Origin of the sequence: Paraburkholderia sp. J10-1 (assembly GCF_905220165.1) — a bacterium.
GTDB lineage: Bacteria > Pseudomonadota > Gammaproteobacteria > Burkholderiales > Burkholderiaceae > Paraburkholderia.
This window is the reverse complement of sequence record NZ_CAJMYW010000002.1, coordinates 247,270-269,114: the sequence shown is the minus strand read 5'-3', so window position 1 is coordinate 269,114 and position 21,845 is coordinate 247,270. Positions and strand designations below refer to the sequence as shown.

Sequence of the window (21,845 nt, the reverse complement as noted above, 5' to 3'; positions counted from 1 at the left end):
GCCGGCTAGGCCAGGCGGGCTGAGGCATGTGCGAGATAGCGGAAATCGCGACATGTGATGTCGTTATAGGCGAAAGCTTTTAGTAATGTAAGGGGGAATTTTTCGAAAGCCTTTCACGTCGATTTGAGTGAAAGGTTGGCCGGGATGCCTGCAGGGGAGTGGGCGGTCCGGCGGGAGGCCAAGTCGTGCAGCGCGTTGGCGTGCGTGCCAAACTGGCCGATGGCGCGTCGACACCGTCGAGCGAGGAGACGAATCATGCAGCGCGAAACATTCATCCGCAGCCTGGCCGATGAAGGCTTTCCCGAACCCGTTGTCGTGACGCGCGAAGCCGGCGTCATGGAGGTCCATTCGCATCCGTTCGAAGCGAAGGCGCTCGTCATCGAAGGCGATCTGCACATTCGCGTGGGCGACGAAGAGCGGCACTACAAGGCCGGCGACGTGTTCCATCTCGCCGCCAACCTGCCGCACGCCGAGCGCTACGGGCCGCAGGGCGTGCAGTATCTCGTCGCGAGAAAGTAAGCGTGGGGCGCGACTTCACCCCCGCGCCGCAATTTCCTTCTTCCATCCCGCGATGATCTTCGCGGCAAGCGCGTTGTAGTCGCCGTCGAAGTGATGGTCGCCGCTCGTCTTGACGACGTCGATGCCGGTATTCACGAGCGCCGGGCACAGCGTGTCTTTCTCGCCCGCGCCATACACGCATTGCACGATCGAAGGCGGCACCTTCGCGAGTTCCGGGCGCACCTGCAGCGCCTTGTCGCTGGCGGGCATGCCGAGCCAGCCCGTCACGCGGATCTGGAAATCGGCGTCCGGCGCGAAGCCGAGCAGCGACATGTACGACACCTTCGCGCGCAGCGCGTCGGGCAGACGGTTGTAGGCGAACGGCATGACGTCCGCGCCAAACGAGTAGCCCACGAGCGCAATGTGCTGCGCATGCCAGCGCGAGCCGTAAGTCTTCAGCACGCGTGCGAGATCGTGGCTCGTTTGTGCCGGCGTCTTTTCGCTCCAGAAGTAACGCAGCGCGTCCCAGCCGATCACCGAAATGCCCTGCTTTTGCAGCGCTTCCGCAATCGTCTTGTCGAGATCGCGCCAGCCGCCGTCACCCGAGATCACCACCGCGAGCATGTCGGTCGCGTGCGCCGCGGGCAGTTCGACGAGCGGCAGATCCGACACGTCCTCTTCGCTTTCCGTCGAGACGCGCAGATGGTTCGAGGTGAGCGCAACGATCTTGTCGGCGTCGGCTACACCGGGGGCAAAGGTGCGCGGCGCGCCAGCATTCGTTGCGTGCGTATCTTTCGTCGTCACGCCCTGCTCGAAGAAGCCGGGCAGGCCGGTGCCGCGCGACAGCGTGGGGTCGGCCGGGCACGGTGAGAAGCGCGCGTCGAGCTGCGCGGCGGGATCGAGCGACACGGCGCCTGCCATCGTGTTCGCGGGCGCCTGCGAGAGCATGCGCTGAGCGATGAGCGCGCCTTCGCCGCTGCCGATGGCGATCGGCGCGTAGTACTCGCTCGCGCCCAGCTGGCGTTCGAGCTGATGGCTCAGCGCTTCGGCGTCGCCGTAGAGCTTGTGGCAGGTTTCGTTCTTTACGGCCGCGAGGTTCTGCGCGTAGCGCTCCGTATCCACACCCACGACGAGCGCGCCATGCTGCGCGAGCGCGTCGGCGCGTTGCTGGTCGGCGGCGCTCCAGTGCTTGTCCGCGGAAAACAGCACGGTGAAGCCGCGGATCGTGCCGGTCGGTTTCGTCACTGCGACATCGCCGTAACGGCCGCCGGAAACGCGCATCGTCGCGGCGGAAGCCGGCGCCGAGGCGGACGGTGAAGCGGACGCTGAAGCGGAAGTCGAAGCGGGCATCGAAGCCGCGTTTGCGTGAGCGGTGAAAAACGCGAGCACAGCGGCGCCCGCTGCCGTGCCTGCAAGGCGCGGCAGCCTGGTGATACGGAATGTCATGAGCGCCAGCCTCCTGCCAGCAGCGATAGATCGGCGAGGGTGATGAACACGCTGATCGAGCCCGAAGCGGCCAGATAGCGCGGTTCCCAGCGCGGCGCGAACTTGTTCTTGAAGCCGCGCAGCCCCCGGAAGTTATAGAAGCGGCCGCCGAAGCGCCAGATGAAGCCCGCGAGCCGGTGCCACGACGAAGCAAGCGGCGTGGGACCCATGCCCGAGAGCGGCGCCATGCCGAGCGAGAGCGACTGGTAGCCGGCGGCCTTCAGATGCAGTGCGAGCTGCGTGAACAGATACTCCATCGCGTAGGGCGAGGCGCCGGGCAAATGGCGCATGACGCCCACCGTCGCGTCGGTATTCAGATCGGTCGTCATGAAGGTGACGAACGCGAGCGGCTCGCCGTTCTGGCGGATCAGCAGCACGGACTGCGCGGCGAGATAGTCGTCGTCGAACGCGGCCACCGAGAAGCTCTTTTCGCGCGCTTCGCGGTCCTGCAGCCAGGCGTCGGAGATCGCGCGCAGCACCGGCAGGCTCGCGCCCATCTGCGTGGGCTCGATGTGTTCGATCGAAAAGCCGTCGCGTTCGCCGCGCTTGAGCGCGTAGCGCAAATGCGCGCGCTGCGGACCCTTCAGGTCGAATTCCTGCAGCATCACGCGCGCTTCCTCGCCGAGCTTCATCAGCGTGAGGCCGGCGTCGAGATAGAGCGGCAGCGCGTCGGCGCGCACCTGGTAGAACGCCGCGCGGCCGTTGTGCGCGTGCGCGAGTGTGACGAATTCGCGGATCAGCGCCGGCCACTCTTCGCGCGGGCCGACCGGGTCGTGCAGCGCCGCCCACGTGCGGCCGCGCTTCGCGTACATCAGGAATGCCTTGCGCGAGGCGGAGAAGAGGAAGCTCTTGTCGCCCATCAGCGCGAGGCCCGCGTCGCTGCGCTCCTGCGCACGCACGATGCGCGCGGCCTCTTCGAGGTCTTCGCTCGGCGGCATCACGAAGCGGCCCGCGGCGGGGCGCAACAGTTGCCACAGCGCGAGCGCGGCGGCGAACACGCCTGCGCCGAGCGTGGCGCGCAGTGCGCGCGGGGCGCGGCTGTGGAAGGCGAATTGCCACCAGAGACTCTGCGAGTACTGCACGTCGCGGAACGCGAACAGCAGCACCCATACGGCAAGCGCGATCACGCAGCCGACCGAGGCGAGCCAGGCCGGCGTGAAGCGCTCGGAGAACATCGACGAATGGCGGTTAAAGCGCTTGCGCGTGGCAAGGAGCAGCACGATCAGCACGCACAGCACGCCCGCTTCGACGAAGGCGAGGCCCTTGGCAAGCGAGAGCGCGAGGTTGGCCACGGCGATCACGAGCGCGAGCCACCAGGCGGCGTCGAGGCGCCGCAGCAGGCCGCGCGCGACGAAGAGGAGCAGCACGCCGAAGAGGCTGCCCATCAATTGCGAGCTTTCGAGCACCCACAGCGGCACGATGGTTTGCAGCAGCGCGATGCGCTTGGAGAACGCGGGCGTGGCGCCCGAGATCACGAGCATGCTGCCGGTCACGAACGTGACGATGGCGAGAAAGAGCGGCGCGAGCTGCGAGACGCCGTCGGCGCCGCGCTTCGCAAAGCGGGCGCTGAGCGGAGTTTTGAGCGCGCGGCCTTCGAATACCGCGAGCACGCCCGCCGCGAGCGCGAGCGGCGCGCCGAAATAGATCGCGCGATAGGCGAGCAGCGCGGCTAGCACCTTGGAAGTCGGCACGCTCGGGCCGAGCGCGTAGACCATGGCGGCTTCGAACACGCCGATGCCGCCGGGCGTGTGGCCGATCAGGCCGAGCAGCATGGCGGCGCAATAGACGGTGAGGAAGTCGGTGAAGCCGAGGAGTGCGTGCGGCATGACCGACCAGAGCGCGAGCCCGGCGCCGACCACGTCGAGCGCGGCCAGCAGCAATTGCGCAACGAGGTCGCGCCGCGCCGGCACGGAAAAGCGCAGCCATGCGCGGCCAAATGGCTCGATCTCTTGTGCGTGGGCCGGGCAGAGGATCACGAGCACCGCGCCGCAGCCGAGCACCACGCCGCCGATCAGGCGCAATTCGTCGGGCGAGAGATGCAGCAGGCCGGAGAGCGTGCCGGCAGCGCCCACCATGCCGAGCGCGGTCATGAGCACGAGTGCGAGGGCGAGCGTGACGCTCGTGAACACCGTCATGCGGCCGATCTGCGCGGGCGTGACGCCGGCGCCACCATACACGCGGCAGCGCACGGCGCCGCCTGTGAGCGCGCCGAAGCCGGTGACGTTGCCAAGCGCCGAGCCGGCGATCGCGCCGGCCCACAGCGCGCCGCGCGAGACGCGCGCGCCGAGGTAGCGCAGGCCCACGGCGTCGCGTCCGACCAGCGCGACGAAGCTCACGGCCGTGGCGGCGAGCGCGCCGGCCCATTGCGCTGGCGTGAGCGTCCAGAGCTGGCGGATCACCGAGTGGTAGTCGACCGTGCGCGAGAGGTGCTGGAACACGACCAGCAGCAGCGCGCAGATGCCGAGCGCGAACACCGGCGCGACAAAGCGCTGCAGGCGCAGGGCTCCGGCACGGCGGCGCAGCGCCTCGAGGGCGCGCGCCGCGCGTGAAGAATGCGATTGAGACATGGATCGGTCTGGTGGCTCTCTGCGGTGTCGCCGTATCGACTGTTACAGCTTCCCCGGCGGTGACATCGCGTTTATTCGCGTTCTGCGTTTACGTTCTTGCGAGGCCGGTTCTCGCGCACCTCGCGCCGCGAACCGGAAATTCGAGTCGAATCGTAATCGTTCGGAAAGGACTAGTTAAGCTCAGCAAACGCATAGGACTACCCGCCGGTTGACGCCCCGGCACAAGAAACCGCTTTTGGGTACGGATCGATCGGGCGCCATGCCGCGTCCTAACTAGCGGATTTAATTGGGGAATTATCTCGTGTCGATTAATGTTTGCAAAGCCTAATTAACAGATAAGTTGAAGCGATAAGGTAATCGTTAAGTTATGAGTAATGCGGGCTTGTATATCACATATTGAAACGCTCGCCGGTTTGGTCGGTTCTCCGAAAGCCTTGCCTGGTGGGCGTTGCAGGAGGGCGATCAGTGCATTGTTTCGCAGCGGGAGATAATGTTTCGGCAGTTATCCAGGCGCTTCCTGAAACCGCTGTCACTAATTCGAGACAGCTTGTTTAATCCTTTTACATTGCTCGACGGGCGAGTTAGTCTGCTTTGGTCAAGAGTTGTTTTACTGCGCCGGGAGAAAGACGTGAACAGACTAGCCTTGACTTCCCTTTCGCTTGCCGCGCTCGGGGTTGCCGGCATGGCTCAGGCACAGACCAGCGTGACGCTGTACGGGACCATCGACACCTCGATCACGTACGTCAACCACGCCGAAGGCAGCAACAACCTCTGGGCGCTCGGCAACAGCAGCAATGGCAATCTCTCCGGCTCGCGATGGGGTTTGAAGGGCGCCGAAGATCTCGGCGGCGGCCTCAAGGCAATCTTTCAGTTGGAAAACGGCTTCAACCCGTCGACAGGCTCGCTCGCGCAAGGCGGCAGGCTGTTCGGGCGGCAGGCGTACGTGGGCTTGACGGCTGAGCAGTACGGTTCGCTAACGCTGGGGCGGCAGTACGACCCGCTCATCGATCTCGTGCAGGGGATCACGGCCGACAACTATTTCGGCTCCGTGTTCGCAACGGCGGGCGACGTCGACAACTACGACAACAGCTTCCGCGTGAACAATGCCGTCAAGTACACGACGCCCGTGTGGAGCGGCCTGCAGGTCGCGGCGATGTACTCGTTTGGCGGCGTGGCGGGCTCGACCGGCGCAGAGCAGTCGTACTCGGCGGCGGTCAACTACACCAACGGCCCGCTCGCGCTCGCCGGCGGTTACTTCTACGCGACGAACAGCCAGGCGGTGAACGGCATTCGCACCGACGGCTGGACGAGCACCTCGGACGGCACCTTCGACGGCCCGATCAACTCCGGCTACGCCACGGCGCACTCGCTCACCATTGCGCGCGCGGCGGCGCAGTACCAGCTCGGCCAGTTCACCTTCGGCCTCGGCTACAGCAATGCGCGCTACTCGCCGGACGGCAGCTCGGTGTTCCTCAACACCCAGAAGTACAACACCGGCCAGGGCTTCCTGAACTATCAGCTGACCCCCGCGCTGCTCCTGGGTCTTGGCTACAGCTATACGCATGCCAATGGCGATACGACGGCGAGCTACAACCAGGTCTCGCTCGGCGCGGACTACAGCCTCTCGAAGCGCACCGACCTGTACATGACGGCGGCGTGGCAGCACGCGAGCGGCGATACGGGCAACGGCTCGGGCGGCTCGATGCCGGCCGAGGCTTCGATCGGTTCGTATGGCTACGCGGGCACGTCGAACCAAACCATCGTGAACCTCGGGCTGCGGCACAAGTTCTGAGTCAGCGCCCGTCTTACGACGCCGGATGCGCCCATTGAGCGGCGTATCCGGCGTTTTGGCGTGTGCGGCCCTGGCTTCGGCTCAAAGCGCATCCGGCGCGCGGGCTTCACGCCTCGGGCGAGCGCCGTAGCGTGAGCAGCGCAAGCCAGGCGGCAAGGCGTTCCCTACAGCGCTGCACGCCCGCAAACGGCGGCTGCCATGCGCTCGTGATGCTCACGCGCGCCGGCAAAACAGCCTCGGTGCTGAGCCAGATGCGCTCGCCGCGTTCGAGGCGCAGCGTCTCGCCCGGCTGCAGCCAGTGGTCGTAGGGCGAGCGGGCGCGCGTGACCCACACCTGGGCTGATTGAACCCGCAGCGTGGCTGACGCATTCACGCGCCACGTGAGCGTGCGCATGGGCGGCACGGCGAAGTGGACCGACTGCGAGGGCAACGGGTCGTCGAAGCGGTCGGTTGCGTCTGCAACGGTCAGCGGAGCGGGTTGCGCGGTGGGCTGTGAAGTGGACTGTAAAGCGGCTTGTGAAGCGGGCTGTGAAGCAGGCTGTGAAGCTGCCTGAAATGCGTCATCCATCGTGTTCTCCATTTTTTGGAGCCGACGAACGGAGCGCTGCCACCCAGAAAAACAAAAAGCCCCGTCGATGCCGGCGGGGCTTGTGATTTGCGTGACGACAGACTGCTAGTACGCACACCATCCCCGTGGACGACCCATATGGGTTTTCCACGGATGATTCATCGTGTTTGCGATGACGAGGCGGGTGACGGAAGTGTGCATGGGTCGAGTGTGCGGGGTGGCTCGCCGCGCTGTCAACCTGAAATGCTTAAATAGCTTTGGCGGCCGTAGTGTGTGTTGCGCGCGAGTCTCGTTCACACGTTTGCCTGACGCGATCGTGCCCTTCGATGCCGTATCCTCTTGCGGGCCGTACCGGTTTCTCACTAGCATGGGTTGTTTTTCATAGATATACGGTCGACTGTACCCATAATGTGGGAGCGCACCCCCTGCTGAGCCCCGGAAGCATCGAAGTGTTGTGCGGAAACGACTGCATCTGATATATCACATACAGAATATTGCTTTCTGCCGCAACGCAGCATATGATTGAGTTATTCGATTACTCAATCATGCGGAGCTTCAAATGGATTTCGTTTCTCTCGCACTTTTCGGTGCTGCGGTTGTGGGTCTGGGTGCGGCTGCTACGGTCATGATCGCCAGGTGGCTGCCGCAGTCTGCTATTGAGCAAGCTGCACAGCATGGCCGGTACGTCGGTTTGGGCGAAGCGCCGCGCGCGAAGGCGGTGCGTCGTGCACAATTCGGTCCGCGAATCCGTCCGCAGGTCGGAAAAGAGGTAATCAATGTCGTCAGAACAAACTGAAGTAGTAGCAAGCCGGGAAGCGGCGCCGCTCAAGCTGGCGCTGCAGCCCATCAACGCAACACTGAGCCTGCGCGATCAGGCTTACGCCATGCTGCGCCAGGCCATTGCCGACGCCGACATCTACCAGACACGCGAAGAAATCCGGCTCGACGAGCGCGTGCTGAGTGAGTCGCTCGGCGTGAGCCGCACGCCCGTGCGCGAGGCCATGACGCTGCTCGAGCAGGAAGGCTTCCTGCGCATGGTGCCCCGCCGCGGCATCTATATTGTGCGCAAGAGCAAGCGCGAGATCGTGGAGATGATCCAGATGTGGGCGGCGCTCGAAAGCATGGCCGCACGCCTCGCCACGGTTCACGCCACCGACGAGGAAATCGCGCGGCTGCGCCACATGTTCGACGACTTCCGCGACAGCACGCCGGCCGAGCATATCGCCGAGTACTCGGACGCCAACATCGCGTTCCACCAGGCGATTGTCGAGCTTTCCAAGTCGCAGATCATTCTCGACACCATCAAGAACATCTTCGTGCACGTGCGCGCCATTCGCCGCATGACGATCTCGCAGAGCGACCGGGCCTCGCGCTCGATCGTCGACCATCTGCGCATTATCGAGGCGCTCGAGAAGCGCGACACCGAACTGGCGGAAAAGCTCGTGCGCCAGCATTCGCTCGATCTCGCGGTTTACGTCGAGAAGAACTGCGATTTCCTTGACTGAAGTGCGCAACTAGCGCCGCGGTTAGTGCAAAACGGGAGACCTTCGGGTCTCCCGTTTTGCATGCAGTAACGTCCCAGCGCGTCCCGGTGGTTCAAAGGCCTCCACCGGCCGACTTTATGCGCATCAACCCCTGGCATCCCTGACCAAATCGCGGGCCCTTACAGCCATCCTTCACACGGAATCTGGCATATCAGGCGCGATAGATTCTCGGGGTTTTCCCTCGTGTGCACCGCGTCAACGACGTCGAACTTGCGCGAAAGCCAGGCTGGGCAAGGCTTTGACGCGATTCTAATGGCATTCCCGATGAGCAATTCCCCTCTTGCCTCGTTCTGATATATCACATACCGTATTGCTCAAGGACGCAGATGTCGCGCCATGGCGCGAAACGCCTCTGCCCACGCAACCCCACCGATTTTCGAAAACTCGCCCGGCCACGATTAGATAAGGAGATATGACATGGGCAAGGCATTGAACGGCGTGCGCATCCTCGATTTCACGCATGTGCAGTCGGGACCCACCTGCACGCAACTGCTCGCCTGGTTCGGCGCGGACGTGATCAAGGTAGAGCGTGCAGGCGCTGGCGACATCACGCGGGAACAGCTGCGCGACCTGCCGGACGCAGACAGCCTCTACTTCACGATGCTCAACGGCAACAAGCGTTCGCTCACGCTCGACACGAAGAACCCGCAAGGCAAGCGGGTGCTCGAGCGGCTCATCCGCGACTGCGACGTGCTGGTCGAGAACTTCGCGCCGGGTGCGCTCGAGCGCATGGGCTTCAGCTGGGAACATATCCAGACGCTGAACCCGCGCATGATTGTCGCCTCGGTGAAGGGCTTCGGTCCTGGGCCCTATGAGGACTGCAAGGTCTACGAGAACGTTGCGCAGTGCGTGGGCGGTGCGGCTTCGACGACCGGCTTCGACGACGGTCCGCCGGTCGTTTCGGGCGCGCAGATCGGCGACAGCGGCACTGGCCTGCATCTCGCGCTCGGCATCGTCACGGCGCTCTATCAGCGCACGCATACGGGGCGCGGCCAAAAGGTGCTCGCAGCCATGCAGGACGGCGTGCTCAACCTGTGCCGCGTGAAGCTGCGCGACCAGCAGCGGCTCGAACGCACCGGCGTCATGAAGGAGTACCCGCAGTACCCCAACGACAGTTTCGGTGAAGCGGTGCCGCGCGCCGGCAATGCGTCGGGTGGCGGGCAGCCGGGCTGGATTCTCAAGTGCAAGGGGTGGGAGACCGACCCGAACGCTTATATCTACTTCATCGCGCAGGCACCGGTGTGGGACCGCATCTGCAAGCTGATCGGACGCGAGGAGTGGATCGACGACCCGGACTACGCCACGCCGAATGCGCGTCTGCCGCGCTTGAAGGCGATCTTCGACGAAATCGAGCACTGGACCATGCACCGCACGAAGTTCGACGCGATGGCCTTGCTCAACCGTTACGACATTCCATGCGGCCCGATTCTTTCGATGAAGGAGATCGCGGGCGACGAATCGCTGCGCGCGAGCGGAACGATCGTCGAGGTGGATCACCCGGTGCGGGGCAAGTACCTCACGGTGGGCAACCCGATCAAGCTCTCGGACAGCCCGACCGAAGTCACGCGTTCTCCGCTGCTCGGCGAACACACCGACGAGGTGCTCGCTGAATTCGGCTACACGAAGGACGAGATTCACTCGCTGCGCGTGTCTGGCGCCGTTTGAAACCAGGGAGCGAAAACATGGAAACGTGGATGCGTTTGATGGCGAGCGACGGGAGCATTGTGTTCGGCCGCGTCGAGAACGGTTACCTGCACGAATACGAAGGGCTCGATCAGCCGGTGCCCACTGGCGCGGTGCTGTCGCTGCGCGCGCTCACGCCGCTTGCGCCTTGTGCGCCCGGCAAGGTGGTCGCGCTCTGGAACAATTTTCACGCGCTCGCCGCGAAGCTGGAAAAGCCGGTGCCTTCGCACCCGCTTTTCCTCATCAAGCCGGCGGCTTCGGTGATCGGCTCTGCGGAATTGATTCGGCGTCCTGCCCACTATGCGGGAAAAATCGTGTTCGAAGGCGAACTCGGCATCGTGATCGGCAAGCGCTGCCGCGACGCGAGCGTCGAGGAAGCCGAGTCGGCGATCTTCGGCTACACGATCGTCAACGACGTCACGGCTGCGGGCCTCATCACCGAGAATCCGCACTTCCCGCAATGGTGCCGAGCCAAAGGTTTCGATACGTTCTGTTGTCTGGGCCCGGCGATCGTTTCCGGGTTCGACTGGCAGCGCGCACGCGTTGTCACGAAACTCGATGGTGTGGAGCGCCAGAATTATCCGCTCGACGACATGGTGTTTTCGCCGGCGCAGCAGGTGAGCCTCATTTCGCAGGATCTGACGCTCGAACCGGGTGACGTGATTGCGTGCGGGACTTCACTCGGCGTAGGCTCGATCGTTGATGGCGCAACTGTCGAGGTCACCATCGAAGGGATTGGCACGTTGAGCAATATGTTGGGCACCGCATGCGCGCAGAGCGAGTCGCTTGCTGCCGTAGAGAGCGGGGCCTGATGACGTAAAACCAAAAACGCGCGGCAGACATGCCGCGCGAGGAGGAGAGATGCCGGAGCAACTGGCTGGCGACCTGGCGTGGCTGGGTGTGGGTGCGCTATTCGCATGGCTCGTCTGTGCATTTGCACAATTAGCGGCGCTCGCGCCGGTCCGTGCATGGTCGTCGTCACGTTCCCGTGCCGCGCTGCGCTGTGCAAAGCGTGCTGCTGCGCCGCACAAGCATCGGCTTGCCTTCGCCATTTCGTTCGCATTGCTGTTGACCGTGCCGCCCGGCTTGATCGCCGCGGGCTGGATGCAGTCGCCCGTTGCGACGGTCGCTGTCGAAGCGGGTGTGCTGGGCGGTCTGTGCCTCGCGGGCCGGCGCGACCTCACGCGACGTGCGCGGACGGCCGCGCTGCTCGGCGGTGTTTCGGGCGCGAGTGTGTTGATCGGCGCTTTCATTGGCTACGTGTTGCAGCCTGAGCGTAGTCCGATCGCGCGCGTGGCGCTGTTCGTCGCGGTGGCGACCGGCGCGTTGCTGGTCGGCGGCGCGCTGAGTCTGTTCAGCCGTGGCGCACGAGCGAGTGGCGCGGCTCGAAGGCGCGTGCCGTTCGGCCGTGGCGACCGCGTCGTTCATGTCATGGCGCTGCTGCTTGCAGCGGCGCTCGGCTATGGGTTCCTGAGCGTGCGTGCTTGCCCCGACGTCGAAATCTCCATACTGGTAGCGGCGAGCGTGCTGTGTGCGGCACTGGGCGCGCGGCTCATGAGCGGCGCGAGGCGGCCGCGGCTCGCGCGTACGGGCGCGGTCGAGGCGTCACTGTCAAGCGAGCCCTTCAGTGCAATATTCAACGCGAGCTTCGCGGGTGTGCCGGACGAACTGCTGGTCGCGGCCTGCGGCGGCGGCGCCTTCGAACCGGCGTGGCTGGCCGCGAACGACGCGCCGCATGGCGGCCCGGGGCGCGCGGGTCATCACGCGTCACAGGACTTGCCACGGCGGCGGCGCAGCCGGGGCGGCGCGTTGCGGCAGCGGCAAGGGCCGCACTGAGGCAGCCCGCCAAAGGCATCACAAGATCATCTACGGGAGCAGGGGAACACGACAGAACGCGCAACACGACGCGAATGATTAGCCATGCGTGATAGTTTTCGGCGTAGGTATAAAACCTTACTTATGCAAACTTGCTTCTGACACTTTTGTAATGTTCTCGATAAGCGCGGCGCCTTCCTCCATGAGGAAGCGCTTGAACGCGAGCGCGACGGGCGGCAGGCGCTTGTTTTTCCGGTGCACGACGTACCAGTTGAGCATGACCGGGAAGCCTTCGACGTCGAGCACCGTGAGGTGGCCGACCTGCAATTCGAGGCTGATGGTGTGCGCCGAGAGAAACGCGATGCCCATGCCCGCGATCACGGCCTGCTTGATCGTTTCGGTGCTTTGAATCTCCATGGCGATCTTGAGGTTCGTGATCTTCCCGGCGAAGCCTTCTTCCATCGAATTCCATGTGTCCGAGCCGCGCTCGCGCACGATGAACGCCTCGTTGGCGAGCGTGCTGAGCTTGATGGCGCGCTTGTGCGCAAGCGGATGCGAGGGCGCCGCGACGATCACGTACGGGTGCGGCGCAAACGGCTCGTTGATGGCGTCGGTTGCGTGGGGCGGCCGCACCATCACGGCGAGATCGGTCTGGTTGGTGGCGAGCTGCTGGAGCAGCTGCTCGCGGTTGTGCACGGAGAGATTGAGCGCGACGCCCTTGTAGCGGCGCGTGAACTCAGCCAGCAGGCGCGGAAAGAAGTAATCGCCCGCGCTAATGACGGCCACGTTGAGCTTGCCGCCCGAGACGCCCTTTAGCTGGCTCATCGCCTCGTCGACTTCGTGGAACTGCTGCATGATCGCGCGGCTGTAGTGGAGCATCTCCGTGCCCGCGGGCGTGAGATAGATCTTCTTGCCGAGCTGCTCGAAGAGCGGCAGGCCTGCGTGATCTTCGAGCTGCCGAACCTGCGTAGAAACGGCCGGCTGGGTGAGATGCAGCTCTTCCGCAGCACGCGAAAAACTGAGGTGGCGCGCCACGGTCTCGAAGACCTTGAGCTGGCGCAGCGTGGCGTTTCGCATCGTCATGGCCGAACCATAAAGGATACTGAATCCACATAATAACAAACTTTAATTGTGAGTAATTCAGCAATCATCCTAGCATAGTTGAAAGGCATCCGAATGCCGTGCGACGTGCTCGAATCTATGTTCGGGTTAACGCTCGGAAATACGATTTCATAAGGGACAACACGTAGAAAAGCCCTTGTTTAACGATGTTTTAAGGGGTTTGCTGTACGGTCAGGGTGAATGAGGATTGACGAATTTTAATTCGAATATCTGATTCATCTGGCCAATAAAAAACAGCATCTGGAAGTGAAAAAGATAAAACCATAAGCCTGAATTTATGCAGACCCGCAATTGCGCGGCTGCAATGAATAGATAGCGGAGACAAGCGATATGAATGCAATCGGTCAGAGGAGCGAGAGCGGTCCGTTCTGGACGAACCGCTGGTTTCAACTGGTGGTGGGCATGCTATGCATGGCGCTCGTTGCCAACCTGCAATACGCATGGACGCTGTTCGTCGCACCGATGAACTCGCGTCACCACTGGGGCCAGGCGGAGATTCAACTGGCGTTCTCGATCTTTATTCTGACCGAGACCTGGCTCGTGCCGGTGGAAGGCTGGCTCGTCGACAAGTTTGGCCCGCGTCCGGTCGTGGCAGGCGGCGCGGTTTGCGCAGGCCTCGCCTGGGTGATCAACTCCTACGTCACGACGCTGCCGATGCTCTACGTTTCTGCCGTGATCGCGGGTATCGGCGCGGGCGGCGTGTATGGCACCTGCGTGGGCAACGCGCTCAAGTGGTTCCCGGACCGCCGCGGTCTCGCCGCCGGTCTCACGGCCGCGGGCTTCGGCGCCGGCGCTGCCGTGACGGTAATTCCGATTGCGAACATGATCACGCGCTCAGGCTACGAGCACACGTTCTTCTTCTTCGGCGTGTTGCAGGGCGTGTCGATCCTCGTGCTCTCGTTCCTGCTCGTAAAGCCGGTGCCGCCGCGCTCCTTCGTCGTGGCTGGCCGCAGTCTCGTCTCGCGCGTCGATTACACGCCGGGGCAGATGGTCAAGCAGCCGGTGTTCTGGGTGATCTACATCTGCTTCGTCGCGGTGGCCGCTGGCGGCCTGATGGCAACGGCGCAGATCGGACCGATCGCCAAGGACTGGGGCCTCGCCCGCATTCCGATGACGGTATTCGGCATGACGCTGCCGCTGCTCACGCTCACGCTCTCGATCGACAACATCTGCAACGGCTTTACGCGTCCGCTGTGCGGTTTCATTTCCGACAAGATCGGCCGTGAGAACGCGATGTTCCTGATCTTCGTGGGCGAAGGGCTCGCGCTGCTCGGCATGATGCAGTTCGGCACGAACCCGTATGCATTCATGGTCTTCGCTGCGCTGATCTTCCTGTTCTGGGGTGAGATCTTCTCGATCTTTCCGGCCATCTGCGCGGACACGTTCGGCAGCAAGTACGCCGCCTCCAATGCCGGCACGCTGTACACCGCGAAGGGCACCGCCGCGCTGCTCGTGCCGGTAGCCTCGGTGCTGTCTGCCACGGGCGGCTGGAGCGCCGTGTTCATCGCGGCTGCGGTCATCACGATCGCGGCGGGCGTGAGCGCCAAGTTCTTCCTCGCACCGATGCGCAAGCGCCTGATCGAACAAAGCAGCGAAGCAAGCAACGAAGCAGGCAGCGAGCCCAATGTCACGCTGGCAACGAATACGGGCGCGGGGTTGCCGCACTGGTCCAACCAAAGCGGCGAATGAAGCGCGCGGGCCCGCCATGTCGATGAACGTATCGCTCCAGCAACTCAAGGTGTTCGTCGCGGTGGCGCGGGCGCGCAGCTTCACACGCGCCGCGCGCGAGTTCGGGCTCACGCAGTCGGCGGTGAGCCGCTGCGTGCGCGAACTGGAAGAAGCGGTCGAACTCAAGCTCTTCGACCGCACCACGCGCCAGGTCGAGCTCACGCTCGCGGGCAGCGGCTTCGAGCGGCGCATCGGCCGCCTGCTCGACGAGATCGAGATGGCGCTCAGCGAGGGCCGCGACGCGCACCAGTCGCATAGCGGCGTGGTGCTCGTGGCGAGCAACCCGGTGCTCTCGTCGACCTGGGTGCCCGCCGCGCTCGCGCGCTGCGCCGCGGCCTTTCCTTCGCTCACGCTGCAATTGCAGGACTTGCCGCAGGCGGCTGTGCTGCAGGCGGTCGAGCAGGGCGAGGCCGATTTCGGCGTGATCGCCGAAAGCGTGCCGTTCGCGAGCGGCAATCTCGACGTGCAGCCGCTTTCCGCCACACCGCTATGCGCGCTCTTGCCCGCGCACCATCCGCTTGCGCTACAGGGGGCGCTGCGATGGGACGATCTCGCGCGCGAGCCGCTCGTCACGCTCAATCGCGACGCGGGCTGCCGCGGTGCGGTGATGCGCGCGCTGGACGGTCTGCGGCCCGAGGGGAGGCCGCTGCAGGAGTTCGCGCACGTGGCGGGCGTGGCGCGCATGGCGCAGCTCGGCATGGGCATCGGCGTGCTGCCGGTGTGCGTGGAGGGCGCGCGCGCAGGGCATGCGCATCGCTCAGGGGAAGTTGCGCACGCAACGTGTCACTGGCCTGCGCCCGCGGGGCCGCTCGTTACGCGCTTGCTGCATCCTGTCGTCAACGTGACGACGATGCTCGTGCGCCGCCGCCATCGTTCGCTGCGGCCTTGCGCTCAGGCGGCGTGGTCGCAGTTTATGGCGGACAGCGCGGCGCCAGACGGTTCGGACGCGGAGGCTTCGTCGCAGGACAACGAAGCGCTGCCGGAAACCTCCATCGACGGCTCGCCGATGCGCGGCTCGAACGGCGCGCCGATGCGCGTCGCGCTGCGCAGCGCCGATGCGCCGCCGCCGCTGCAAGTGACCCGCACACACGCGCGCATCGAATAGCGCGTGTTTCCTTCTGCTGCAAAGCAAAACGGATCGCTCGATGCGATCCGTTTTGCTTTTCCAGGCTCCGCAATCCCGCAAAAAAAGCGGCGCACGCGCCGCCCCTTCGCCGTGACTTAAGCCGCCTGCATGGCCATGCGCTCACGCTGCTTGATCAACGCGAGCACCGTGTCGATGGCCGGCGTCGGCTCGCCAACCAGCTTGCCCATTTCCTGCACGACGGTGATCAGCGGATCGATCTCCATCGGCCGGCCGGTTTCGAGGTCGACGAGCATCGAGGTCTTGTGCGCGCCCACCGCGCCCGCGCCGTCGATGCGCCGCTCCACGTCCACGCGGAAATTCACGCCGAACTGCTCGGCAATACGCTTGCCTTCGAGCATCATCGTGCGCGCCACGGCGCGCGTGGCCGGGTCGCTCGTGATGACGTCGAGTGTGGCGTGCGTGAGCGCGCTGATCGGGTTGAAGCAGAGATTGCCCCACAGCTTGAGCCAGATTTCGTCGCGAATGTTCTCGCGGATCGGCGCATCGAACCCGGCGGCCTGCATGGCTTCATGGAGCTGGACGATGCGCGGGGTGCGCTCGCCCGAAGGCTCGCCAATCGGAAACTTCTTGCCGTACACATGGCGGATCACGCCGGGCGCGTCGATTTCGGCGGCCGGGTAGAGGACGCAGCCAATCGCGCGCTCGGGCGTGAGGCGGTTCCATTGCGAGCCGTCCGGGTCGACGCTTTCGAGCCGCGTGCCCGCGAACTTGCCGCCGTGCTGGTAGAAGTACCAGTAGGGAATGCCGTTGGTGCCGGTGACGATGGCCGTATGCTTGCCGAGGAGCGGCTGCATCGAGTCGATCACGCCCGCCACGGAATGCGCCTTGAGCGTGATGATGACGACGTCCTGCACACCGAGTTCGCGCGGGTCGGACGTGCAGCGCACCTTCGCCACGTACTCCTCACCGTCCATCAGCAGGCGAGCGCCGTTTTCGCGCATGGCGGCCAGATGCGGGCCGCGGGCAACGAAGCTCACGTCGGCGCCTGCGCGTGCGAGTTGCACGCCCATCATGCCTCCAATGGCGCCCGCTCCAAAGATGCAGATCTTCATGTTGAAACCCCAATGACGTTGAAAACCGCTTGTCCGTGGGCGTTTCAGAGAGCGTTGGGGAAAAGCCAGGCGCTCGCCGCGACCCCGGACGATGGTTTGAGCATAGGGGCTGCTGTCGATTAACGACAGTTAAAGTTTCTCGCGAAAATCATCAAGAGAAACTTATGGATAAAGCGTTGCGCAACGAGGCCTTCAGGCGCGCCGCACAAGCAGAAAACTCACGCCGATCAGGCCGAGAAACGCGCCGCAGGTGCGATTGAACCAGCGGCGCACGGTGGTGCGCGTGAGCCAGCGGCCGAGGTACATGCCGGCAAGCGAATAGAGCGCGATGGCCACGCATTCGAGCACGAGAAAGCTCGCGCCGAGCACGCCGAACTGCGGCGCGATGGGCTTCGCGACATCGACGAATTGCGGCAGGAAGGCCGTGAAAACGAGAATCGCCTTGGGGTTGCCCGCCGCAACAAGACACTCGCGCCACGCAAGGCGCGCGAGCGAGGCGTCGCTGTCCGTGCTCTCGCCGATCGGGTTGGCGTCGCTGCGCCAAAGCTGCACGGCGAGCCACACGAGGTAAGCGGCGCCCGCCAGTTTGATGACGAAAAAGACCGCCTCGGAGGCGCGCAGCACGACGGCAAGCCCGGTGGCCGCGAGCGCGATCATGGCGGCGAACGACACGAGCCGCCCCGCGCCGCCAAGGAACGCGCGCAGGAAGCCGTGCCGCGCGGCGACGTTGATGGAGAGAAGATTGTTCGGCCCCGGCGCCATGTTCAGTGCGAAACAGGCGGGCAGAAAGAAGAGCCAGGCAGTGAGGGACATAGTGACGCTCGAACGTTGGCGCCGTGCGCGGCGCGCCGTGAATCGCATCATTCTAGCGCGGTTGGCGTGAGGCGCCCTGCCGCTCAATGGAAAATCGGCAGCAGGAGAAAGAGCTTGATGGTGATCGCGTTGGCAATGTCGATAAAGAACGCGGCCACCATCGGCACCACGAGAAACGCGAGATGGGAATGGCCAAAGCGGGCCGTGACCGCCTGCATGTTCGCGATCGCCGTGGGCGTGGCGCCGAGGCCGAAACCGCAGTGGCCGGCCGCAAGCACGACAGCGTCGTAGTCTGCGCCCATCACGCGGAACGTCACGAAGATCGCGTAGATCACCATGAGCAGCGTTTGCGCGGCGAGGATCGTGAACACCGGCAGCGCGAGCGCGGCGAGGTCCCACAGGCGCAGTGTCATGAGCGCCATGGCGAGAAAGAGCGCGAGGCTCACGTTGCCGATCAGCGCGACGGCGTGCTCGGCCACGGGGCGCCCGAGGAGCGCGAGCCCATTGGCGAGCAGCACGCCTACGAACAGCACGCACACGAAGGTGGGCAATTCGAACGCGGTGCCCGCGATGAGCCCGGAGAGCGCGTCGCCCACAGCTAGGCTGATGGCGATGAGCGTGAGCGTGTTGATGAACGCGCCCGGCGTGGTGGGCTGCTCGGCTTTCGGTTCTTCGAATGCGTACGGGTCGGGCGTTGCCGCGCCGCTTGCGTCGGGCGCCGCGTCGCCAGCCGGCGTGCCGATGCGCTTCATCAGATGCTGCGCCACCGGGCCGCCCAGAATGCCGCCCATGATCAGCCCGAACGTGGCGCAGGCAATGGCCGCTTCGGTGGCGGACTGCAGCCCGTGATGCTCGGTGAACACCGCGCCCCACGCGGCGCCCGTGCCATGCCCGCCCGCGAGCGACACCGAGCCGCCCAGCAGCCCGTACAGCGGATCGACGCCGAACGCCATGGCGAGCGCAATGCCCAGCACGTTTTGCAGCACGAGAAGCGCGACCACCACGGCGAGAAAGCGCACGAGCACAGGGCCGCCGTGTTTCAGGTTGGCGAGGTTCGCATTGAGGCCGATGGTGGCGAAGAACGCTTGCATGAGCGGCGCTTGCAGCGAGGTGTCGAAGACCACGTCCATGTGCGCGAAGCTGTGCAGACCGAACACGATCAGCGCGGCGACGATGCCGCCCGCTACGGGTTCCGGTATCGTCCATTTGCGCAAGATTGGCACGGCGGCGACGAGCCACTGTCCGGCCAGCAGCACGAGCGATGCGACGACGAGCGTTCCGTAAACTGTGACGTTCATGGCGGGTGTCCGGCGGGGCGGTGAGGGCGCAAGGCGTGCGGCGCATCTTTCGCGCACGGTACACCACGCGCTCGCGCGTTGCGCGCATGGTGCGCAGAGGTGTACAACCGGGCGCCGGTTCCGGCCACGTTGCTTGCACGAAACGGGGCCCCACGCTTAAATACGCAAGCGGAACGCCAACGCTTCCGCCGCGGCCACCGCGCGCGAGGCCGCCGCTCATGCAGGACGAATATCCCCCGAGTCTGGCCGTCTGCGAGGACGGCGCGAGACCGTACAAGAACCGGAGAAGGTCATGAATGGGAGCACCGTTGCTGAACGCGAGGCGGCCGGGCGTGCCGTGCGCGAGCGCTCGAAACGTTCGAGCCACAAGGAAACCGGCACCTTCAAGCGCGATCCGCTAGCCCTCCTGCGCGCAAGCAGCGAAGGCCGCGTGTCGAACCTCGTGCAACTGCGCTACGGGCGCATGATCGTCTCGCCGTTCACGTTCTTTCGCGGCAGCGCGATTCTCCAGGCGCACGATCTCGCCGGCGTGCCCAGCACCGGCATGGCAATGGAAATTTGCGGCGACGCGCATCTGCTGAACTTCGGTGGCTTCGCCACGCCCGAGCGCCAACTCGTGTTCGATCTCAACGACTTCGACGAGGTGGCGCCCGGCCCGTGGGAGTGGGACGTGAAGCGCCTCGTGGCGAGCTTCGTCGTGGCGGCGCGGCACATGCGCTACTCGCGCGGCGTGGCCGAGGAACTGGTGATGGCGGCCGTGACCAGCTATCGCGACCGCCTGCGCCAATATGCCGAGTTCGGCGCGCTCGATCTCTGGTACGACAAAATCACCTTCGATCGCATGGTCGAAACCGCGCTCACGCCCGAAGGCCGACGCCTGATCCGGCGCGGCATGGAGAAGGCCGCGAACCGCACGCACGAGAACCTGCTCGAAAAGCTAGCGGAGCGCGACGGTGATCACTGGACGATTCACGACGTGCCGCCCGCGCTCTTTCACGTGCACGGCGTGAACACGCTGTTCGACCCGGAAGACGACTGGTTCACGCTCGGCGACTGGCGCACACTGATCGAGCCGATGTACGAGGAATACACGAAAACGCTCGCGCCCGACCGGCGCGAACTGCTCGATCACTTCGCGATTCAGGATCTGGTGTTCAAGGTCGTGGGCGTGGGCAGCGTGGGCACGCGCTGCCTCGTGATGCTGCTCGTCGATCATCACGAGAAACCGCTCTTTCTGCAGGTGAAAGAGGCACGGCGCTCGGTTGTTTCGCAGTACTTCAAGTCGCCTTCGATCAAGCACGAAGGTGCGCGTGTCGTGCACGGCCAGCGTCTTCTGCAGGCGGCGAGCGACATCTTTCTTGGCTGGACCACGGGGCCCGCGGGGCGCCATTTTTATGTGCGCCAGTTGCGCGACATGAAGCTTTCGATCGATCTCCAGCTGCTCGACAGCACGCTGCTGTGCGGCTATGCGCGGCTGTGCGGCTGGGCGCTCGCTCGCGCGCATGCGAAGTCGGGCAGCTCGGCTATCGAAATCTCTTCGTACATTGGCCGCAGCGACCTGTTCGCGGAGGCGCTCACGACCTACGCGTTCAGCTATGCCGACCAGGTGGAGCGCGATTACGACGTGTTCGTCAAGGCCGCGCGCAGCGGCGAGATTGTCGCGCGCAGCGAAGAGGACATGGCGTCCGATTTCCGCGTTTGAACCACGTTTGAGCCGCATTTGAGCCGCATTTGGCTTCAGGCCCGAACGCGCTATCCTTGCGGTTTTCTTTCGTCACGCCGCGCATGAACGCATGTGCGGCATGCGCCCCATGCGTCTACGTCATATCGAAGTCTTTCACGCGATCATGCGCACCGGCTCACTCTCCAAAGCGGCAGAGCTGCTGTGCGTGTCCCAGCCCGCGGTCAGCAAGGTGCTCGCGCATGCGGAGCGCAGCGCGGGTCTGAAGCTCTTCAGCCGCGCGCACGGCCGCCTGCAGCCCACGCGCGAGGCGGAATTGCTGTTCGCCGAGACGCAGAAGCTGCAATCGAACCTCGACGGCATTCGCGATCTCGCGCGCAATCTCGCGCTGCGTCCGCAAGGGCTGTTGCGTATCGGCTGTTTGCCCAGCCTTGGCATGAGCCTGATTCCGGCTGCCGTGCAGTCGTTTCGCGCAGGTTATCCCGATGTGTCGCTCAAGATCCAGACGCGCCACACGGCCGAACTGCTCAACGCGCTGCTCACGCGCGAACTCGATCTGGGCGTCGCGCTCAATCCGCCCGCGCGGCCGGGCATTGCCGCCGTCGAACTCGCGCGCACGGCCGTGGTCTGCGTCGCGCCGCCCGACGACCCCACGCCGGAACATGCGCCGCTCGCGTTGCGCGATCTGGTCGACGGCGAGTGGATCAGCATCGGCAACGTCGACCCGCTCGGCGAGGCGATTGGCAACCTGCTCGAAGCCGAAGGCGTGGACGACCGGCTCGCGGCAGTCGAGGCGCAAACGTGGCACGTCGCGCGCGCACTTGCGGCACGCGGCGTCGGCCGCGTGCTGCTCGACGAACTCAGCGCGCGCGGAGCGGGCGAGCCCGTGGCGATCCGGCGCGTCGAACCGGCGCTCACGGTCGGCGTGTTCGCCATGTGGCGCGAAGGCGGCATGGACTCGCAGGCGGGCAACGCGTTCGTGGAAGTGCTGCGCGCAAGCCTCGCGCATTCTTGCGCAGTGTGAAGGCGCGAGCCGCCACGGGCCACCGGTA

The 21,845-nt window shown here is 64.7% G+C and carries 18 protein-coding genes; 11 read left to right on the top strand and 7 right to left on the bottom strand.

Going from position 1 to position 21,845, the window contains the following annotated elements; translation table 11 throughout:
- Positions 1-255 precede the first annotated feature (255 nt).
- Positions 256-519, top strand: coding sequence for a cupin domain-containing protein (locus U5A65_RS08080; RefSeq protein ID WP_321911579.1), 264 nt, complete (start codon positions 256-258; stop codon positions 517-519).
- 15 nt (positions 520-534) lie between these two features.
- Here the strand turns inward: U5A65_RS08080 and U5A65_RS08075 are convergent, their stop codons facing one another.
- Both U5A65_RS08075 and mprF read right to left on the bottom strand, forming a co-directional pair.
- Positions 535-1,848 (bottom strand): virulence factor family protein, encoded by a 1,314-nt coding sequence (locus U5A65_RS08075; RefSeq protein ID WP_321946433.1) that lies wholly within the window; start codon positions 1,846-1,848, stop codon positions 535-537.
- Between the two features lie 92 nt (positions 1,849-1,940).
- A complete protein-coding gene (gene mprF / locus U5A65_RS08070; protein WP_321934054.1) occupies positions 1,941-4,550 on the bottom strand; it encodes a bifunctional lysylphosphatidylglycerol flippase/synthetase MprF in 2,610 nt (869 codons plus the stop codon).
- A gap of 628 nt (positions 4,551-5,178) precedes the next feature.
- On the opposite strand from mprF, the gene U5A65_RS08065 reads away from it, so the two are divergent.
- Positions 5,179-6,342 (top strand): porin, encoded by a 1,164-nt coding sequence (locus tag U5A65_RS08065; protein WP_321911576.1) that lies wholly within the window; start codon positions 5,179-5,181, stop codon positions 6,340-6,342.
- 106 nt (positions 6,343-6,448) lie between these two features.
- On the opposite strand, the gene U5A65_RS08060 is transcribed toward U5A65_RS08065, so the two are convergent.
- The gene (locus tag U5A65_RS08060; protein ID WP_321934055.1) at positions 6,449-6,910 is read right to left on the bottom strand and encodes a DUF2917 domain-containing protein; all 462 of its coding nucleotides are present in this window, start codon (positions 6,908-6,910) and stop codon (positions 6,449-6,451) included.
- A gap of 559 nt (positions 6,911-7,469) precedes the next feature.
- Between U5A65_RS08060 and U5A65_RS08055 the strand changes: the two genes are divergently transcribed.
- From U5A65_RS08055 to U5A65_RS08035, 5 genes are all read left to right on the top strand, one after another.
- Positions 7,470-7,706 (top strand): hypothetical protein, encoded by a 237-nt coding sequence (locus U5A65_RS08055; protein WP_321911574.1) that lies wholly within the window; start codon positions 7,470-7,472, stop codon positions 7,704-7,706.
- Complete coding sequence (locus U5A65_RS08050; protein WP_321911573.1) at positions 7,687-8,415, top strand: GntR family transcriptional regulator; 729 nt, start codon at positions 7,687-7,689, stop codon at positions 8,413-8,415. Before U5A65_RS08055 ends, U5A65_RS08050 begins: the two co-directional genes overlap by 20 nt.
- 456 nt (positions 8,416-8,871) lie before the next feature.
- The gene (frc, locus tag U5A65_RS08045) at positions 8,872-10,119 is read left to right on the top strand and encodes a formyl-CoA transferase (protein ID WP_321911572.1); all 1,248 of its coding nucleotides are present in this window, start codon (positions 8,872-8,874) and stop codon (positions 10,117-10,119) included.
- A gap of 17 nt (positions 10,120-10,136) precedes the next feature.
- Positions 10,137-10,949, top strand: coding sequence for a fumarylacetoacetate hydrolase family protein (locus tag U5A65_RS08040; protein ID WP_321945976.1), 813 nt, complete (start codon positions 10,137-10,139; stop codon positions 10,947-10,949).
- A 49-nt stretch (positions 10,950-10,998) separates the two neighbouring features.
- Positions 10,999-11,973: a hypothetical protein gene (locus tag U5A65_RS08035; RefSeq protein ID WP_321934057.1), complete on the top strand. Its 975-nt coding sequence runs from the start codon at positions 10,999-11,001 to the stop codon at positions 11,971-11,973.
- A gap of 117 nt (positions 11,974-12,090) precedes the next feature.
- On the opposite strand, the gene U5A65_RS08030 is transcribed toward U5A65_RS08035, so the two are convergent.
- The gene (locus tag U5A65_RS08030) at positions 12,091-13,035 is read right to left on the bottom strand and encodes a LysR family transcriptional regulator (protein WP_321911566.1); all 945 of its coding nucleotides are present in this window, start codon (positions 13,033-13,035) and stop codon (positions 12,091-12,093) included.
- Between the two features lie 369 nt (positions 13,036-13,404).
- On the opposite strand from U5A65_RS08030, the gene oxlT reads away from it, so the two are divergent.
- Both oxlT and U5A65_RS08020 read left to right on the top strand, forming a co-directional pair.
- Positions 13,405-14,763, top strand: coding sequence for an oxalate/formate MFS antiporter (gene oxlT, locus U5A65_RS08025; protein WP_321911564.1), 1,359 nt, complete (start codon positions 13,405-13,407; stop codon positions 14,761-14,763).
- Positions 14,764-14,785: 22 nt separating this feature from the next.
- Positions 14,786-15,907 carry a LysR family transcriptional regulator gene (locus tag U5A65_RS08020; RefSeq protein WP_321911563.1) on the top strand — a complete coding sequence of 374 codons (1,122 nt, stop codon included), beginning with the start codon at positions 14,786-14,788 and terminating at the stop codon, positions 15,905-15,907.
- 116 nt (positions 15,908-16,023) lie between these two features.
- On the opposite strand, the gene U5A65_RS08015 is transcribed toward U5A65_RS08020, so the two are convergent.
- The 3 genes from U5A65_RS08015 to gltS all read right to left on the bottom strand — a co-directional run bounded on the left by U5A65_RS08015 (position 16,024) and on the right by gltS (position 19,112).
- The gene (locus tag U5A65_RS08015) at positions 16,024-17,001 is read right to left on the bottom strand and encodes a 2-dehydropantoate 2-reductase (protein WP_321911562.1); all 978 of its coding nucleotides are present in this window, start codon (positions 16,999-17,001) and stop codon (positions 16,024-16,026) included.
- 192 nt (positions 17,002-17,193) lie between these two features.
- The gene (locus U5A65_RS08010) at positions 17,194-17,814 is read right to left on the bottom strand and encodes a LysE family translocator (protein WP_321911561.1); all 621 of its coding nucleotides are present in this window, start codon (positions 17,812-17,814) and stop codon (positions 17,194-17,196) included.
- An 83-nt stretch (positions 17,815-17,897) separates the two neighbouring features.
- Positions 17,898-19,112: a sodium/glutamate symporter gene (gene gltS / locus U5A65_RS08005; RefSeq protein ID WP_321911560.1), complete on the bottom strand. Its 1,215-nt coding sequence runs from the start codon at positions 19,110-19,112 to the stop codon at positions 17,898-17,900.
- Between the two features lie 292 nt (positions 19,113-19,404).
- Between gltS and U5A65_RS08000 the strand changes: the two genes are divergently transcribed.
- Positions 19,405-20,814 (top strand): DUF2252 domain-containing protein, encoded by a 1,410-nt coding sequence (locus tag U5A65_RS08000; RefSeq protein WP_321945975.1) that lies wholly within the window; start codon positions 19,405-19,407, stop codon positions 20,812-20,814.
- 109 nt (positions 20,815-20,923) lie between these two features.
- The gene (locus U5A65_RS07995; RefSeq protein WP_321934059.1) at positions 20,924-21,817 is read left to right on the top strand and encodes a LysR family transcriptional regulator; all 894 of its coding nucleotides are present in this window, start codon (positions 20,924-20,926) and stop codon (positions 21,815-21,817) included.
- Positions 21,818-21,845: the final 28 nt, after the last annotated feature.

What these genes read in the sequence shown, in the direction of transcription:
- U5A65_RS08080 (WP_321911579.1), top strand. Translation starts at nt 256, where the DNA reads ATGCAGCGCGAAACATTCATCCGCAGCCTGGCCGATGAAGGCTTTCCC.
- U5A65_RS08075 (WP_321946433.1), bottom strand. Translation starts at nt 1,848, where the DNA reads ATGCCCGCTTCGACTTCCGCTTCAGCGTCCGCTTCACCGTCCGCCTCG.
- mprF (WP_321934054.1), bottom strand. Translation starts at nt 4,550, where the DNA reads ATGTCTCAATCGCATTCTTCACGCGCGGCGCGCGCCCTCGAGGCGCTG.
- U5A65_RS08060 (WP_321934055.1), bottom strand. Translation starts at nt 6,910, where the DNA reads ATGGATGACGCATTTCAGGCAGCTTCACAGCCTGCTTCACAGCCCGCT.
- U5A65_RS08055 (WP_321911574.1), top strand. Translation starts at nt 7,470, where the DNA reads ATGGATTTCGTTTCTCTCGCACTTTTCGGTGCTGCGGTTGTGGGTCTG.
- U5A65_RS08050 (WP_321911573.1), top strand. Translation starts at nt 7,687, where the DNA reads ATGTCGTCAGAACAAACTGAAGTAGTAGCAAGCCGGGAAGCGGCGCCG.
- frc (WP_321911572.1), top strand. Translation starts at nt 8,872, where the DNA reads ATGGGCAAGGCATTGAACGGCGTGCGCATCCTCGATTTCACGCATGTG.
- U5A65_RS08040 (WP_321945976.1), top strand. Translation starts at nt 10,137, where the DNA reads ATGGAAACGTGGATGCGTTTGATGGCGAGCGACGGGAGCATTGTGTTC.
- U5A65_RS08035 (WP_321934057.1), top strand. Translation starts at nt 10,999, where the DNA reads ATGCCGGAGCAACTGGCTGGCGACCTGGCGTGGCTGGGTGTGGGTGCG.
- U5A65_RS08030 (WP_321911566.1), bottom strand. Translation starts at nt 13,035, where the DNA reads ATGACGATGCGAAACGCCACGCTGCGCCAGCTCAAGGTCTTCGAGACC.
- oxlT (WP_321911564.1), top strand. Translation starts at nt 13,405, where the DNA reads ATGAATGCAATCGGTCAGAGGAGCGAGAGCGGTCCGTTCTGGACGAAC.
- U5A65_RS08020 (WP_321911563.1), top strand. Translation starts at nt 14,786, where the DNA reads ATGAACGTATCGCTCCAGCAACTCAAGGTGTTCGTCGCGGTGGCGCGG.
- U5A65_RS08015 (WP_321911562.1), bottom strand. Translation starts at nt 17,001, where the DNA reads ATGAAGATCTGCATCTTTGGAGCGGGCGCCATTGGAGGCATGATGGGC.
- U5A65_RS08010 (WP_321911561.1), bottom strand. Translation starts at nt 17,814, where the DNA reads ATGTCCCTCACTGCCTGGCTCTTCTTTCTGCCCGCCTGTTTCGCACTG.
- gltS (WP_321911560.1), bottom strand. Translation starts at nt 19,112, where the DNA reads ATGAACGTCACAGTTTACGGAACGCTCGTCGTCGCATCGCTCGTGCTG.
- U5A65_RS08000 (WP_321945975.1), top strand. Translation starts at nt 19,405, where the DNA reads ATGAATGGGAGCACCGTTGCTGAACGCGAGGCGGCCGGGCGTGCCGTG.
- U5A65_RS07995 (WP_321934059.1), top strand. Translation starts at nt 20,924, where the DNA reads ATGCGTCTACGTCATATCGAAGTCTTTCACGCGATCATGCGCACCGGC.